We start from the raw sequence: 14,136 nt of genomic DNA on the forward strand, positions 1-14,136 counted from the left end.
AGCGGCGGGCCAGGCCCCCGCTCGGCGGTCACTCGGAAGACCGGCAGAGCGGGGCCGCCGACCGCCCGGAGAAGCCACGTGCGGGCCACCACCGAACGAGACCGCCAGGCCATGATCAGGAAACTCGTCATCGCCGCACTACCGGCCATCGCCCGCCGCTACGAGTCGGGTGTCGGCATGAGGGTCATCGGCACGATGTACGGCTGTGATCCGGACTGGCTCCGTGACCCGATGCTCAAGGCCGGACGACGATGCCCTGAGCGCTAAGCGGCCACAACAGGGCCGTGGCCCCTTGCACCCCAGCGCCATTCCCGCAGCTCAGGACCAAGGTGCAAGGGTGGTACTTTCTCCCACGTGGTCGCCCAGACCAGGTCGTACGTTCCGGCCAGCTCGCGCAGCCAGACGCCGTGCCGGGCGGACAGCAGGACGGCGTGGCCGAACAGGGTGTGGGTGTCGAACCCGGCGTCCGGGTGCGGGCAGACCGGGTTCAGGACGCCGTCGACGTCCAGGAACAGCAGTGGCTTCGGCACCGGTGGCCCCTCGGAGACGGTGGTGTTTCCTGACTGTTCGGACGACCCTCGCACACCTCCGGTTGCCCGCGGGCGGGCGCACACGGGGCGCACGGGGCGCTCACGGGGTGTGGGCGGGCTCCCCGACGGGCACCGGTGCGGCCGCCGTGCTCCGACGGCTCAGCCGGCGCACCTGCGGATCCACCAGGACGACCGCGCTGAGCACCAGACAGATGGCGGCGCACGCCCAGAGCGCGCCGGACAGGCCGAGCGCCACCGCGGCGGGGCCGGCCAGCGCGGTGCCGACCGGGGCCAGCGAGTAGGAGCCGAGTTCGTCGTACGCGGTCACCCGGGAGAACATCTCCTCGGGTATCTCCTGCTGGAGCGCGACCATCCAGTTGACGCCGAAGACGGTGACGCCCACGCCGGACAGGAACATCGCGACGACCAGCAGTGGCAGCGGCACCTCGGCGGCGAGGGCCAGGGCGGGCACGCCGAACAGGAAGACCCCCCAGTTGCCGACCAGCAGGATCCGGCGGGGGCGCCAGCGCGTCATCAGCACCCCGGTGGCCACCAGCCCGACGCCGTACGCGGACATCGCCAGGCCCCAGGCGCTCGCCCCGCCGAGCCGCTGCTCGGCGGCCGTCGGCCCGTACACCGACTCGACCGCGTTGATGCAGGCGACCAGCACGGAGAACTGGAGCACGATCACCCAGAGCCAGCGGCGGGAGACGAACTCGCGCCAGCCCTCGCGCAGGTCGCGCAGCATGCCGGAGCCGGAGGGCGCGGGGGCCTTCTCCGGCTCCAGGAAGAAGCGCAGGGCGGCGGCGACCAGGAAGCACAGGGCGTCCAGGGCGAGCACCCAGCCGGGGCCGGCGACGGCGGTGAGCGCGCCGCCGAGGGCGGCGCCGCCGATCTGGGAGGCGTTGAGGCCCATCCGGAAGACCGCGAAGGCCCGGGCGGCGTGCTCCTGGGGGACGGCCTGCATGATCATGCCGCCGGAGGCGGGGGAGTAGAGGGCGTAGCCGGCCCCGCCGGCCGCGGAGAGCGCCATCATCTGCCAGAGCCGGATGTCCCCGGTCAGCACCAGGACGGCCAGAACGGCCTGGGACGCCCCGCTGAACACGTTGGCGGCGACCATGATCAGGTGGCGTGGCAGCCGGTCGGCGAGGGTGCCGCCGATCACCATGAACAGCACGGTGGGCACGAGCCGGGCGGCGGTGACGTAGCCGACCTCGGTGGTGCTGCCGCCGTTGCCGAGCACGGCGAACGCGGTGGCGATGGGGGCTCCGGCGTTGCCGAGACCGCTGACCACGGTGGCGGCGGTCTGGATGCGGAAGTTGCGGCTCGCCCAGGCGAAGCGGTGTGAGGGTGGGGTCGGCACCTGGAGACTATGCCGTGGGGCCGTCCGGGTGTCCATCCGATTTCGCGCCAGGCTCCCCGAGCGGAGGCCCCGCCGGCACGCCCTGTGTCAGCCGAGGTGGCCCCAGAGGAAGGTGAGGGTGCGGCGCCAGGCGATCCGGGCCTGGAGCGGGTCGTAGGTGCCGATCAGGTTCTCGTCGTTCATGAAGGCGTGCCCGGCCGGGTAGAAGTGGATCTCCGGGCGGACGTCGGTGGCCTCGCCGATCCGGATCGCCGCCTCGTCCACGGCGGCCATCGGGATCGAGCCGTCCAGCTCGCCGAAGTGGCCGAGCACGTGGGCCGTCAGACCGCGGTAGTCGAAGTCCGGGTCGGGCGGCAGTCCGTAGAACGGGACCACGGCGGCGACCCTGTCACCGGCCCGGGCGGCGAGCAGCAGGGCGAAGCCGCCGCCCATGCAGAAGCCGACCACGCCGACCGAGTCGCCGACCACGCCGTCCAGGGCGAGCAGGTGGTCGACCGCCCCGGCCAGGTCCTCCACCGCCCGCTCGACCGGGAGTTCGCGCCTGAACCGGGCCGCCTCGGCGCCGTCGTGGGTGGTGGCGCCGCCGAACAGGTCGGGGGCGAGGACGGTGAAGCCCTCGGCGGCGAAGCGGTCGGCCATGTCGGCGATGTGCGAGGTGAGCCCCCACCACTCCTGCACCACCACCAGGCCCGGCCCGACGCCCTGCGGCGGGTGGGCCAGGTAGCCGTGCGCGGTGCGGCCGTTGCTGGGGAAGCTGACGTTCTGCCGGGAGCCGCCCTGGTCAGGCATGGCTTCCTCTCGGTGGGTCGGGCCGCGTGCGGCGGGGGTCGGCGGGCCGGGGCGGGTCAGCCCATCTCCTCCAGGGCACGGCCCTTGGTCTCCTTGATGCAGAAGGCCACGAACGGGATGGAGAGCAGCGCGAAGGCCGCGTAGATGACGTACGTCGCGGAGAGGTTCCAGTCGGCGAGGTCCGGAAAGCTGACCGTGATCGCCCAGTTGGCGATCCACTGGGCCGAGGCGGCGACGGACAGCGCCAGCGCGCGGATCCGGTTGGGGAACATCTCGCCGAGCAGGACCCAGACCACCACGCCCCAGGAGAAGGCGAAGCAGAGGACGAAGACGTGCGCGGCGATCAGGGCGACGGTGGCGTGGGTGTTGTCCAGGGTGGCGGTGTCGCCGGAGCCGTGCCGGTAGGAGAACGCCCAGGCGGCGGTGCCCAGCGCGGCCGCCATGCCGATCGAGCCGGCCAGGGCGAGCGGCTTGCGGCCGATCCGGTCCACCAGGGCCATCGCGATCACCGTGCCGATCACGTTGATGATCGAGGTGGAGAGGCTGATCAGCAGCGAGTCGGACTCGTTGATGCCGACCGACTGCCACAGGAAGGACGAGTAGTAGAAGATCACGTTGATGCCGACGAACTGCTGGAACACCGAGGCGCCGATGCCGACCCAGACGATCGGCAGCAGGCCGAAGCGGCCGCCCATCAGGTCCTTCAGCCGGGGCTTGCGGGCGGACTCCAGCACCGAGCGGATCTCCGCCACCCGGGCGTCCAGGTCCACGCCCTCGCCCTCGACCTCGACCAGCACCTTGCGGGCCTGCTCCTCGCGGTGGTCGGCGATCAGGTAGCGCGGCGACTCCGGGATGGCGAGCGCCATCAGCCCGTACACCAGGGCCGGGATGGCCTCGACGCCGAGCATCCACTGCCAGGCCTGGACGCCGCCGAGGTGGTTGGTGGACTCGCCGCCCGCGGCCTGGTTGAGCGCCCAGTTGGCGAGCTGGGAGACGGTGATGCCGAGCACGATCGCCATCTGCTGGAAGGAGGCGAGCCGGCCGCGGTAGGCGGTCGGGGCGACCTCGGCGATGTAGGTGGGGGCGATCACCGAGGCGATGCCGATCGCGATGCCGCCGACCACGCGCCAGGTGGCGAGGACCCCGATGTTCGGCGGGAACATCGAGCCGATGCCGCTGGCCGCGAACAGCACGGCGGCCAGCAGCATCGTGCGGACCCGGCCGAGGTGGTCGGCGAGCCGGCCGGCCATCACCGCGCCCACCGCGGAGCCGAGCAGCGCGATGGCCACCACGAAGGCGGTGGTGCCGTGCCCGACCGCGAAGTGCTTCTGGATGCCCGTCACGGCACCGTTGATCACCGCGCTGTCGTAGCCGAACAGGAAGCCGCCCATGGCGGCGGCGGCCGAGATGAACACCACGTGGCCGAGGTGGGCCTCGCCGGCCGCCGGTCGGCTGTTGACTGAGGACACACGCGCTCCCGGGGGTCGACGGGCCCGCTCTGACGGCGAGTGGGCAGGGCTCGTCTCACATTCGAGCAGCGCGGCGGGCGACCTGCCCGAGTTGGCGGCCGACCGGGTGATCCGGGGTCAGCCGGTGGCGCTCGGCCGGTCCGCGCGCGGGCGGGCGCTGCGCGAGAGGTCGGATCGCGGGCTGTCGTCCGGGAGGACGGCGGCGGTCCGCGGCCCGGCGGTCCGCCGCTGGTGACGGCGGAGCAGCTGGGTCCGGGCGGCGCCGTACTGGTCGCGGCCGCGACCGGGGCCGTCGGCGCGCTCGGCGAGCCGGTCGGCGAGCGCGTACTGCGACTCGGCGGGCTTCTTGTCGTCGTACTTGAACTTGGCCCGCACCTCCTTCACCGTCAGCCGGAGCCCGCGCAGTCCGGGCAGCTGCCGGGCCAGCTCGCCCTCGCCGGGCACCACCCGGACCTCCGGCGTCTCGGGCTGGAAGTGCGCCAGCTGGCGGTTGAGGATCTCCGCCTTGCCGGTCGCGGACTCCACCACCTCGGCGGTGCAGTGGAAGTGGACCGAGGCGTAGTAGCTGGTGGGCGTGCCCGGTGCGCCGCGCCAGTGGCCCGGGGCGAAGGCGTAGCCGTCGGTGACCGCGAGGGTGACCTCGGGGTCGGCCCGGACGGCGGCCAGCAGCGGGTTGGGTGCGGCCAGGTGGAGCAGGATCTCGCCGCGCTCGGCGTCCAGCAGGAAGTGGGTCGGGACGAGCACGGGGCCCTCGCCGGGGCCTCCGTTGGCGGCGAGCAGGCCGAAGTCGCGGCCCTCGGCGAGCCAGGCGCGCCACTCGGCCTCGTCGCCGCGGTCCCAGGATCTGATCAGCACGGGTGGGCCTCCCGTCAGCGGGGGTAGCCGCGCAGGTGCGCGGGCAGTGGAACGGTGGTGCCGGGGTGCGGCTCGGGGGTGCCGTGCACCGTGGTGACGGGGATCAGTCCGGACCAGTGCGGCAGGTCGGTGTCGTCCGGGTCGTCGGCGGCGGCGTCGTCCCGGGTCTTGGCCGAGACCTCGTCCAGCTCCAGCCGGATGACGGCGGTGGCGGCGAGCTCCTTGGCGTTGGCCGGTCGGACCTCGGCGGAGCGCCCCGGTATCGCGTGGTCGACCAGGGCGGCGAGCGCGACGTCCAGCTCCTCGGGGTCGGTGACCTGGTGCGCGGTGCCGTGGGCGACCACCGAGCGGAAGTTCACCGAGTGGTTGAACGCGGACTTGGTCAGCACCAGCGCGTCGACCTGGGTGACGGTGACGCAGACCGGCATGCCCTGCTCGCCGGAGGCGTTGCGCAGCGGGCGGCTGCCGGTGGAGCCGTGGAGGTAGAGCCGGCTGCCGACCCGGGCGAAGATGGTCGGCAGGACGACGGGCGCGCCGTCGACGACGAAGCCGAGGTGGCAGATGTAGGCGCTGTCGAGGATGGCGTGGATCGCCTCCTGCTCCCAGGTGGCCCGGTCCCGGTAGCGGGTGGGGGTGGTCCTGGGGGTGCGGGAGTAGTTGGGCGAGCCTTCCGGGCTGGCTGACATGACATCCTCTATGTACTAGTGCATAATTTACTTTGTGCTAGGAGACTATCCCCTGAAGGGGCGACGCGCCAGCGAAATCGCGGCCCACATCGAGCAGGGCGTGAGCGGCGGGCAGCTCGCCCCCGGGACCGCGCTTCCCCCGCTGCGCGACCTCGCCGCCGAACTGGGCGTCAACGCCAACACCGTCGCCGCCGCCTACCGGCTGCTGCGCGACCGCGGCGTGATCGAGACCGCCGGCCGCAAGGGCAGCCGCATCCTGCCCCGGCCCGCGCTCACCCCGCGCGACCAGGTCCGCATCCCCGTCCCGCCGCACGCCCGCGACCTGTCCGCCGGCAACCCCGACCCGGCCCTGCTGCCCGACCTCGGCCCGGCCGTGGCGGCCGCCGTCGAGGCCGGGCGCACCGACCCGGTGCTGTACGGGCACGACGCCGTCGACCCGCAGCTGCTCGCGCTGGCCAGGGCCTCCTTCGAGGCCGACGGCCTGCCCGGGGGCCCGGTCGCCGTCGCCTCCGGCTCGCTGGACACCATCGAACGGATCCTCGGCGCCCGGCTGCGCCCCGGCGACGCGGTGGCCGTCGAGGACCCGGGCTGGGGCAGCCTGCTCGACCTGCTGCCCGCGATGGGGCTGAGGAGCGCGCCCGTCCGGCTGGACGACGAGGGGCCGCTGCCGGACGCGCTGGCCGCCGTGCTCGCCGAGGGCGTCCGGGCCGTGGTCGTCACCAGCCGGGCGCAGAATCCGACCGGGGCGGCGCTCACCGCGCGGCGGGCCGAGGCGCTGAGGGCCGTCCTGGCCGAGCACCCCGGCGTGCTGCTGATCGAGGACGACCACGGGCACGGCATGGTCGACCAGCCGTACCACCCGCTGGTGGGCGCGGGCGCCCGGCACTGGGCGGTGGTGCGTTCGGCGGCCAAGGCGTACGGGCCGGACCTGCGGGTCTCGGTGGCGGTCGGAGACGAGGAGACGATCGGGCGGGTGGCGGGCCGGCAGCGGCTGGGCGCCGGCTGGGTCAGCCACCTGCTGCAGCGCACCGTCGCGGAGCTGTGGCGCCGCGACGCCGCGCCGGCCGACCGGGTGGCCGCCGCGTACCGGGCCCGGCGGGACGCGCTGCTGGGCGAGCTGGCGGCACGCGGGATCGCGGCCCACGGGCGGAGCGGGCTGAACGTCTGGGTGCCGGTGCCGGACGAGACCTCGGTGCTGGCGGCGCTGGTGCAGCGCGGCTGGGTCGCGGCGCCCGGTGCGCGGTACCGGATCCAGTCGCCGCCCGGGCTGCGGTTCACCACGGCGCGGCTGGAGCCGGCGCAGGCGCGGGAGCTGGCGGAGGACCTGGCGGCGGTGCTGGGGGCGGGCGGGGGCGGATCGCGGCTGGTGTGAGCCCGGGGCCGGTCCTCGGGGAGCGGGGCGCAGGGCGTGGGGCGGGTGGGGCGGAAGCGGTGGGTGTGGCGGGTGTGAACCCCGGGCGGCGTCCGGTGGTCGTCGGCCCGCTTGGTCTGAACCCGGCGGTAACAAAAGCGGAAACCTGCTGCGGATGCCTAGCGGCGGTGAGCGCGCGCATGTCATCTTCTTCGCGCCACCGGCCGGCGGCCCACCCTCACCCAGGCGTCCTCCCGTTCCCCAACCTCCGGGAGGACCGACCGCAGGAGTTCCGCCGTGCCCGAGAACTGTTCGAGCGTCACCCGCAGCACCCCGCGACCCGGCCGCCGGCTGCTCGCCGCAGCGCTGGCCCTTCCGCTCGCCGTCGCCGGCCTGGCCGTCGCCTCGCCGGCCTCCGCCGCCGTGCCCGCGCCGGCGGCGCCGGCCGCGGCGCCGTCCGGGCCCACCGCCAGCGTCACGCTCGGCGACAGCTACATCTCCGGCGAGGCCGGCCGCTGGAAGGGCAACGCGGCCGGCACCAGCGGCGGCCGCAACGGCACCGACCGGGCCTGGACCGGCAGTTCGTACGACCCCTCGCGGATCTACGGCGCCACCGCCGCGAGCGGGTGCGACCGCTCGGACGTGGCCGAGGTGCTCAGCGCCTCGACCGGGGCCCAGAACGAGATCGACCTGGCCTGCTCCGGAGCCGTCACCGCGAACGTCTTCCGCGCCGCCAACGGAGGCCAGTCGCTCAAGGGCGAGGCTCCGCAGGCCGACCGACTCGCCACCGTGGCACGGCAGAACAGCGTCCAGCTGATCACCCTGTCGATCGGCGGCAACGACCTGGGCTTCTCGGACGTCATCTCCACCTGCGTGAAGGACTACCTGATCTGGTACTCCTACTGCCACGGCTCCGCGCAGTCCCAGATCGACGGCCGGATGCCCACCGCGATGGCCGGGGTCGGCAAGGCGATCGACGAGATCCGCGCCGTGATGGCCGACGCCGGCTACGCCCGGTCGGACTACCGCCTGGTGCTGCAGTCCTACCCGTCGCCGATCCCGCGCGCCGCCGAGATGCGGTACCCGGAGAGCGGCTGGAGCCGCTCCGACACCGGCGGCTGCCCGTTCTGGGACGGGGACGCGGACTGGGCCCGCGACTCGATGGTGCCGCAGATCTCCCAGGCGCTGGCGGGCGTCGCCGCCGCCAAGGGGGCGCAGTTCCTGGACCTGTCGGACATGCTGCAGGGCCGTGAGGTCTGCTCGACGGCCACCGGCCAGCCGACCGCGGGCTCCGGCCCGTCCGCGACCACCAGCGAGTGGGCGCGCTTCCTGGACGGCGGGCTCAACTCCACGCAGGGCGTGCTGCAGGAGTCGATGCACCCCAACTACTACGGCCAGCAGGCGGTCGGGCGCTGCCTGACGCTGTTGTGGGCGCGGCCGAGCGGTGACTACTCCTGCCGCAACACGGCCGGGCAGGACGCGAGCGGGATGTACCTGACCGCGCGGTGACCGCACGGTCCGGCGCCCCCGGGCGGCCTCGGCCGCGGGGGCGCCGTGCCGTCGTGCTCAGCCCTTGGCGAGCAGTGACTGGGCGTGCGCGCGGACCTGATCTTTCGTCAGATAGGCGTCGGTGTACTCGAAGTCGCGCAACCGGGCGGGCTGGCGGGCGAGGAAGCCGATGCGGACGAACTCGTCGCCGGCGGTCGCGTTGAGCAGCCAGTTGGCGCCCACCCGGAACTTGGCCACGTTGGTGCGCATCGCCATCAGGTGGTAGCCGCGGGCCACCAGCTGGGCGGGCACCCCGCGCAGCTCCACGCCGAGCGGCTTGGAGACCGCGTCCTTGCCGCCGAGGTCGACCACCAGGCCCAAGTCCTTGTGGTAGTAGGGCTCCAGGGGCTGGTTGCGGAGCGAGGCGATGACGTTGTTCGCGACCGCGCGGCCCTGGCGGGCGGAGTGCTGGGCGGTCGGCGGGCAGACCGCGCCGTCGCCCTTGGCGAGGTCGGGGACGGCCGCGGCGTCGCCGATCGCGAACACGCCCTCGAACTGGGGCACCCGCATCTCCGCCGTCACGGCGAGCCGGCCGCGGACCGTCTCGGTGTCCAGGGTGGCGATCAGCGGGCTCGCGGCCACCCCGGCGGTCCAGATCAGGGTGCGGCAGGGGAGCACCCGGCCGTCGGTGAACTTGACGGTCTCGGCGCCGACTTCGGCCACCGAGACGCCCAGCGAGACCTCGATCCCCCGCTCCCGCAGCACCTCCAGGGCGGCCTCGCCGAGCGGGTCGCCGAGCTCCGGCATCAGCTTCGGGGCGATGTCGATCAGGTGCCACTTGATCTGCCGGACGTCCAGGCGCGGGTAGCGGTGGGCGGCGGCGGTGGTCAGTCGCTGGAGGCAGGCGGCCGTCTCGGTGCCCGCGTAGCCGCCGCCGACCACCACGAACTGGAGCCGGGACTCGCGCTCCTTCTGGTCCAGGGTGGCGGAGGCGAGATCGAGTTGGGCGATCACGTGGTCACGGACGTAGGCGGCCTCGGCGAGCGTCTTCATGCCGCGGGCGTAGTCGGTGAGTCCGGGGATGTCGAAGGTGCGGGTGACGCTGCCGGGGGCGAGCACCAGGACGTCGTACTTCTGCGCCACCACCTCGTCGGTGATCTTGCGCACGACGCACACCTTGGAGCCCGGGTCCACGCCGATGGCGCCGCCGGGGACGATGTGGGTGCGGCGCAGCGACCGGCGCAGGGAGACGGCCACGGACTGCGGGGTGAGGACGCCGGCGGCGACGTGCGGGAGGAGGGGGAGGTAGAGCTGGTAGCTGAACGGCGTGACCAGCGAGATCTCGGCCTCCGACGGTGACAGCTTGCGTTCGAGGCGGCGGGCGCACTCCAGGCCCGCGAAGCCACCGCCCACGATCAGGATCCGAGGTCGTTCCATCGCTCATCCCTTGTGCCGTGAAGGTCCCCAGGACTGCCATTACTGTCCGCCACACTCGCACGGAGCAGCGGGGGCTGCCACCGGGGCGGGTCGCGCGGGGGAGGGTCGGGACGGGCGGCCACGGGTGCGGGGAGCGGAAGGCCGCGGGGTGCGGGGAGAGGAAGGGCGGCGACACCGATAGGCTGTCGGCCGTGCTACCCGAGGTGACGGCGATCCGGTACGTGACGCCACTGCGAGAAGGCGGCTCGATGCCGGGCCTGGTCGAGGCCGACGATCGGCGGCTTTACGCGCTGAAATGGGTCGGTGCGGCGCAGGGCCGCAAGGCGTTGGTCGCGGAGGTGCTGGCCGGGGAGCTCGGCCGGCGGCTCGGGCTGCCGGTGCCGGAGCTGGTGACGGTCGACCTGGACCCGGTGCTCGCGCGCAGCGAGCCCGACCACCAGATCCAGGACCAGATGCGGGCCAGCGGCGGGACCAACCTCGGGATGGCCTTCGTCAGCGGCGCGCTCAACTTCGACCCGCTCTGCTACGAGGTGGATGCGGAGCTCGCCGGGCAGGTGCTCTGGTTCGACGCGCTGATCGGAAACGTGGACCGCTCCTGGCGCAACCCGAACCTGCTGGTGGCGACCGGCGGACTGCGGCTGATCGACCACGGCGCGAGCCTGATCTTCCACCACAACTGGCCGGGCGCCGCGGCCTGGATCCGCCGCCCGTACGACGCCTCCGACCACGCGCTGCTGCGGGCCCGGCCGGACCTCACGGCGGCCGACAAGGCGCTCGCGCCGCTCGCCGAGGCGGCGATCGAGGGCGCGGTCGCGCAGATCCCCGACGTCTGGCTGGTGGACGAGTTCGGCTTCGACTCGCCCGACGAGGTGCGCGCCGCGTACCGCACGCAGCTGACCGAGCGACTGGCCGGTCCGCGCGACTGGCTGCCGGAGGTGCCCGCATGACCGAGTCCGCGTTTTCCGTGCTGCCGGTCACCGTCGAGCTGCACGACTACGAGTACGCCGTGATCCGCGCGGTGCCGCGGGTCGAGCGCGGCGAGTGCGTCAACGTCGGGGTGCTGCTGTACTGCCGGCAGAGCGCGCACCTGGCCGCCCGTACCCACCTGGACCAGGCCCGGCTGCTGGCACTGGACCCGGTGGCGGACGTGCAGGGGGTGCGGCGGGCGCTGCACGGGATCGAGGCGGTCTGCCACGGCGGCCCGCAGGCCGGTCCGGCGGCGGGGGACAGCCCCGGTCAGCGGTTCCGCTGGCTGACCGCGCCGCGCAGCGCGATCGTCCAGCCGGGGCCGGTGCACACCGGGCTGACCGCGGACCCGGAGGCGGAGCTGCGGCGGCTGTTCGACCAGCTGGTGCTCTGACGTCCGGCCGGTGCGGGGCGGCTCGCCGACGGTTGCCCCGGTCAAAGCTTGAGTTGGTGAAGCACCTGGCCGTACTCTGGCCCCATGGGTTCGACAGCGACGACGACCGTACCGACCAACGCCGAGTTGATGGAGGCGTTGGCCGCCGTCGGTGCCGCGTACTTCCAGGACTTCGCGGCGGCCGCGGCCCGGCACGGGCTCTCCTCCTCGCAGGCCAAGGCGCTGGGCGCGGTGCAGGAACCGGTGCCGATGCGGGCGCTGGCCGGGCGGCTGGGCTGCGACGCGTCGAACGTCACCGGGATCGTGGACCGGCTGGAGTCGCTGGGCCTGGCGAACCGGGAGGCGGCGGCCGGTGACCGCCGGGTGAAGATCGTGGTGATCACGGCCGAGGGCCGGGAGATCCTGAACCGCATCCGCGGCGAGATGGCCCGGACCCACCAGGCCTTCGAGGCGATGACCGACGAGCAGCGGATCGCCCTGCACTCCATCTGCTCCCAGGTGCTGCCGGTACTGGCCGGCCGTACGGGCGGCGCGCAGTAGGAACCCCGCGCCGCCCGTGGCCCGCGCCGCCGGTCAGAGCAGTTCGGCGAGCTCCGGCGGCAGCGGCCGGCGGTGGAGCAGGGTGAGCGAGCGGGTGGCCCGGGTCAGGGCGACGTAGAGGTCGCGCGGGGCGAGCGCGGCGGGTTCGAGCACCACGACCGCGTCGAACTCCAGCCCCTTGGCCTCCGCCACGGTGAGCGCGGCAGACTCCGCGGCCAGGTCGTCCGGTGCGATCACCCCCAGGGTCCCCGGGCCGCCGGGCAGCCGGGCGAGGGCGGCGGCGAAGTCGCCGTCCGGGACGGGGACCGCCCGGGGCCGCTCGGTGCCCGGGCGGACGGACTCGGGCGGCCGGTGGCCGGGCAGCACGGCGCTCAGCACGGCGGTGGCGAGAGCCATGACGGGCGCCGGCGTGCGGTAGTTGACGGTCAGCCGCTCCTCGCGCCAGCGGCCGGGCAGGTGCGGGTCGAGGGTCTCGGCCCAGCTGCGGGCGCCCGCGGGCGATCCGGTCTGGGCGAGGTCGCCGACGATGGTGAGCGAACCGGTCGGGACGCGCCGCAGGACGGCGCGCCAGGCCATCGCGGACAGCTCCTGGGCCTCGTCGACGACGACGTGGCCGTACGCCCAGGTGCGGTCGGCGGCGGCGCGTTCGGCGGTGGAGCGGTACGGGCCGTCGTCGCGGAAGCGCTCGGCCAGGGCGGCGGAGTCCAGCAGGGCGTCGCCGGTCTGCCCGGTGATGGTCAACACGCCCTCGGCGAAGGCGAGTTCGTCCTGGCCTGGGTTCTGGTCCGGGTCCTGCTGCCGGTCGGTGGGGTCGGAGGTCCGTTCGGGGCCCAGGAGTTCGGCGGCCTCGTCGAGCAGCGGGACGTCCTCGACCGTCCAGGGGGAGCCGACCGGGCGGAGCAGCGCGGCCGCCTGCCCGGGAGCCGTCCCGGCGAGGAACTCCCGGTCGGTGAGCAGCCGTTCGAGCAGCCGCTGGGGAGTGAGCCGGGGCCAGAGCGGGTCGAGCGCGGCGCGGACGTCCGGCCGGTCCCACAGCTCGCGCGGGGCGTAGTGCGCCTCCTCGTCGTCGTACGGGCGGCCGAGGGCGAGTGCCTGGGCGATGGCGAGGGCGTCGAGCAGGGTGCCCAGGTAGAAGGAGCGGGCCCGGTTGTGCGGCAGCCGCAGGCCGCGGGCGGCGTCCCGGGCCTCGGCGCAGGCCCGGGCGGAGACCCGCAGCCCCTCGCCGAGGTCCAGGCCTTCGGCGGGGGCCGTCTGGTGGGCGGCCACCGCACGGCGGAGCACCCCGGACATCCAGGGGCCGCCCTTGGCGAGGGCCGTGGCCGGGGCGTCGGTGGCGGTGGCGGCGATGCCGGGGAGGAGCTCGCCGACGGTGCGCAGCACCACCTCGGTCTCGCCGAGCGCGGGCAGCACCTCGTCGATGTAGCGGAGGAAGCCGGGGTTGGGGCCGATCACCAGCACGCCCCGGCGCTCCAGCGCGGCGCGGTGGGTGAACAGCAGGTAGGCGGCGCGGTGCAGGGCGGCCAGCGTCTTGCCGGTGCCGGGGCCGCCCTGGACCACCAGGGCGCCGCGCAGCGGGGAGCGGATCACCCGGTCCTGTTCGGCCTGGATGGTGGCGACGGCGGTGCCCATCCGGCCGGTGCGCTCGCGGCCGAGGGCGGCGAGCAGGGCGGCCTCGCCGACCAGGCCGCGCCGGCCGGACTCGTCCAGCCCGGCGAGGTCGAGCGCCTCGTCGTCCAGGCCGGTGAGGGTGCGGCCCCGGGTGTGCAGGTGGCGGCGGCGCACCACCGGGCCGGGGCGGGCGGGGGTCGCGGTGTAGAAGGGGCGGGCGGCCGGGGCGCGCCAGTCGAGCAGCAGCGGTTCGTACGCCTCGTCGGTCAGGCCGGTGCGGCCGATGTAGTGGACGGTGCCGTCGCGCTCGTCGAGCCGGCCGAAGCACAGGCCGCGCTCGACCGCGTCCAGCCGGGCGGCCCGGCGGGCGGCCTCCCGGGCGCGCACCTCGCGCTCCAGCCGGGCCTGGTGGGTGCCGCCGGGCGCGGCGCCGTCGTGGGCGCCGTCGGCGGTGCGGCGGGCCCGGTCGCGCACGGTGTCCAGTCGGGCGTAGAGCCGGGTGAGGCGGGCCTGCTCGGTGCGCAGGGCCGCGGCGAGGGCGCCGTCGTGATCCGTTGCGGCCGCTGGAGATTCGCTCATCGATGTGATATCCTTGCGGTGAGGAGGCTTTGGAGTGCGTTTTTAATGGCGCTCAATTGACCCAGCCTACCCCATCCGCCG

13 protein-coding genes are annotated in these 14,136 nt (G+C 74.4%); 5 read left to right on the forward strand and 8 right to left on the reverse strand.

From position 1 onward, the window contains the following. Positions 1-263 precede the first annotated feature (263 nt). The 6 genes from ACWD4P_RS10010 to ACWD4P_RS10035 all read right to left on the reverse strand — a co-directional run bounded on the left by ACWD4P_RS10010 (position 264) and on the right by ACWD4P_RS10035 (position 5,692). Positions 264-530, reverse strand: coding sequence for an HAD domain-containing protein (locus ACWD4P_RS10010; protein ID WP_449779270.1), 267 nt, complete (start codon positions 528-530; stop codon positions 264-266). A gap of 100 nt (positions 531-630) precedes the next feature. After that, positions 631-1,893: an MFS transporter gene (locus tag ACWD4P_RS10015; RefSeq protein WP_449779271.1), complete on the reverse strand. Its 1,263-nt coding sequence runs from the start codon at positions 1,891-1,893 to the stop codon at positions 631-633. 87 nt (positions 1,894-1,980) lie between these two features. Then, entirely contained in the window at positions 1,981-2,682 is a 702-nt protein-coding gene (locus ACWD4P_RS10020) for a dienelactone hydrolase family protein (RefSeq protein ID WP_359822487.1), read from the reverse strand. A 56-nt stretch (positions 2,683-2,738) separates the two neighbouring features. After that, complete coding sequence (locus tag ACWD4P_RS10025) at positions 2,739-4,151, reverse strand: sugar porter family MFS transporter (protein WP_359822489.1); 1,413 nt, start codon at positions 4,149-4,151, stop codon at positions 2,739-2,741. Positions 4,152-4,268: 117 nt separating this feature from the next. Continuing rightward, entirely contained in the window at positions 4,269-5,006 is a 738-nt protein-coding gene (locus ACWD4P_RS10030) for an FMN-binding negative transcriptional regulator (RefSeq protein ID WP_449779272.1), read from the reverse strand. 14 nt (positions 5,007-5,020) lie between these two features. Continuing rightward, positions 5,021-5,692, reverse strand: a complete 672-nt coding sequence (locus ACWD4P_RS10035; RefSeq protein ID WP_449779273.1) for a pyridoxamine 5'-phosphate oxidase family protein — start codon at positions 5,690-5,692, stop codon at positions 5,021-5,023. Positions 5,693-5,726: 34 nt separating this feature from the next. On the opposite strand from ACWD4P_RS10035, the gene ACWD4P_RS10040 reads away from it, so the two are divergent. Both ACWD4P_RS10040 and ACWD4P_RS10045 read left to right on the forward strand, forming a co-directional pair. After that, positions 5,727-7,064 carry an aminotransferase class I/II-fold pyridoxal phosphate-dependent enzyme gene (locus tag ACWD4P_RS10040; protein WP_449779274.1) on the forward strand — a complete coding sequence of 446 codons (1,338 nt, stop codon included), beginning with the start codon at positions 5,727-5,729 and terminating at the stop codon, positions 7,062-7,064. Positions 7,065-7,340: 276 nt separating this feature from the next. Beyond that, positions 7,341-8,552, forward strand: coding sequence for a GDSL-type esterase/lipase family protein (locus ACWD4P_RS10045; protein WP_449779275.1), 1,212 nt, complete (start codon positions 7,341-7,343; stop codon positions 8,550-8,552). A 57-nt stretch (positions 8,553-8,609) separates the two neighbouring features. Here the strand turns inward: ACWD4P_RS10045 and ACWD4P_RS10050 are convergent, their stop codons facing one another. Continuing rightward, positions 8,610-9,968, reverse strand: coding sequence for an NAD(P)/FAD-dependent oxidoreductase (locus ACWD4P_RS10050; RefSeq protein ID WP_359823117.1), 1,359 nt, complete (start codon positions 9,966-9,968; stop codon positions 8,610-8,612). A gap of 191 nt (positions 9,969-10,159) precedes the next feature. On the opposite strand from ACWD4P_RS10050, the gene ACWD4P_RS10055 reads away from it, so the two are divergent. From ACWD4P_RS10055 to ACWD4P_RS10065, 3 genes are all read left to right on the forward strand, one after another. Then, positions 10,160-10,915, forward strand: a complete 756-nt coding sequence (locus tag ACWD4P_RS10055; RefSeq protein ID WP_359823114.1) for a HipA family kinase — start codon at positions 10,160-10,162, stop codon at positions 10,913-10,915. After that, the gene (locus ACWD4P_RS10060; RefSeq protein ID WP_359823112.1) at positions 10,912-11,328 is read left to right on the forward strand and encodes a DUF3037 domain-containing protein; all 417 of its coding nucleotides are present in this window, start codon (positions 10,912-10,914) and stop codon (positions 11,326-11,328) included. The genes ACWD4P_RS10055 and ACWD4P_RS10060 overlap by 4 nt, the downstream gene beginning before the upstream one ends. A gap of 84 nt (positions 11,329-11,412) precedes the next feature. Beyond that, positions 11,413-11,868: a MarR family winged helix-turn-helix transcriptional regulator gene (locus ACWD4P_RS10065; RefSeq protein WP_359823109.1), complete on the forward strand. Its 456-nt coding sequence runs from the start codon at positions 11,413-11,415 to the stop codon at positions 11,866-11,868. A 33-nt stretch (positions 11,869-11,901) separates the two neighbouring features. Here ACWD4P_RS10065 and ACWD4P_RS10070 read toward each other — a convergent pair whose 3' ends face one another. Then, positions 11,902-14,055, reverse strand: coding sequence for a HelD family protein (locus ACWD4P_RS10070; protein ID WP_449779276.1), 2,154 nt, complete (start codon positions 14,053-14,055; stop codon positions 11,902-11,904). Positions 14,056-14,136: the final 81 nt, after the last annotated feature.

This window comes from Kitasatospora sp. NPDC002543 (assembly GCF_053594915.1).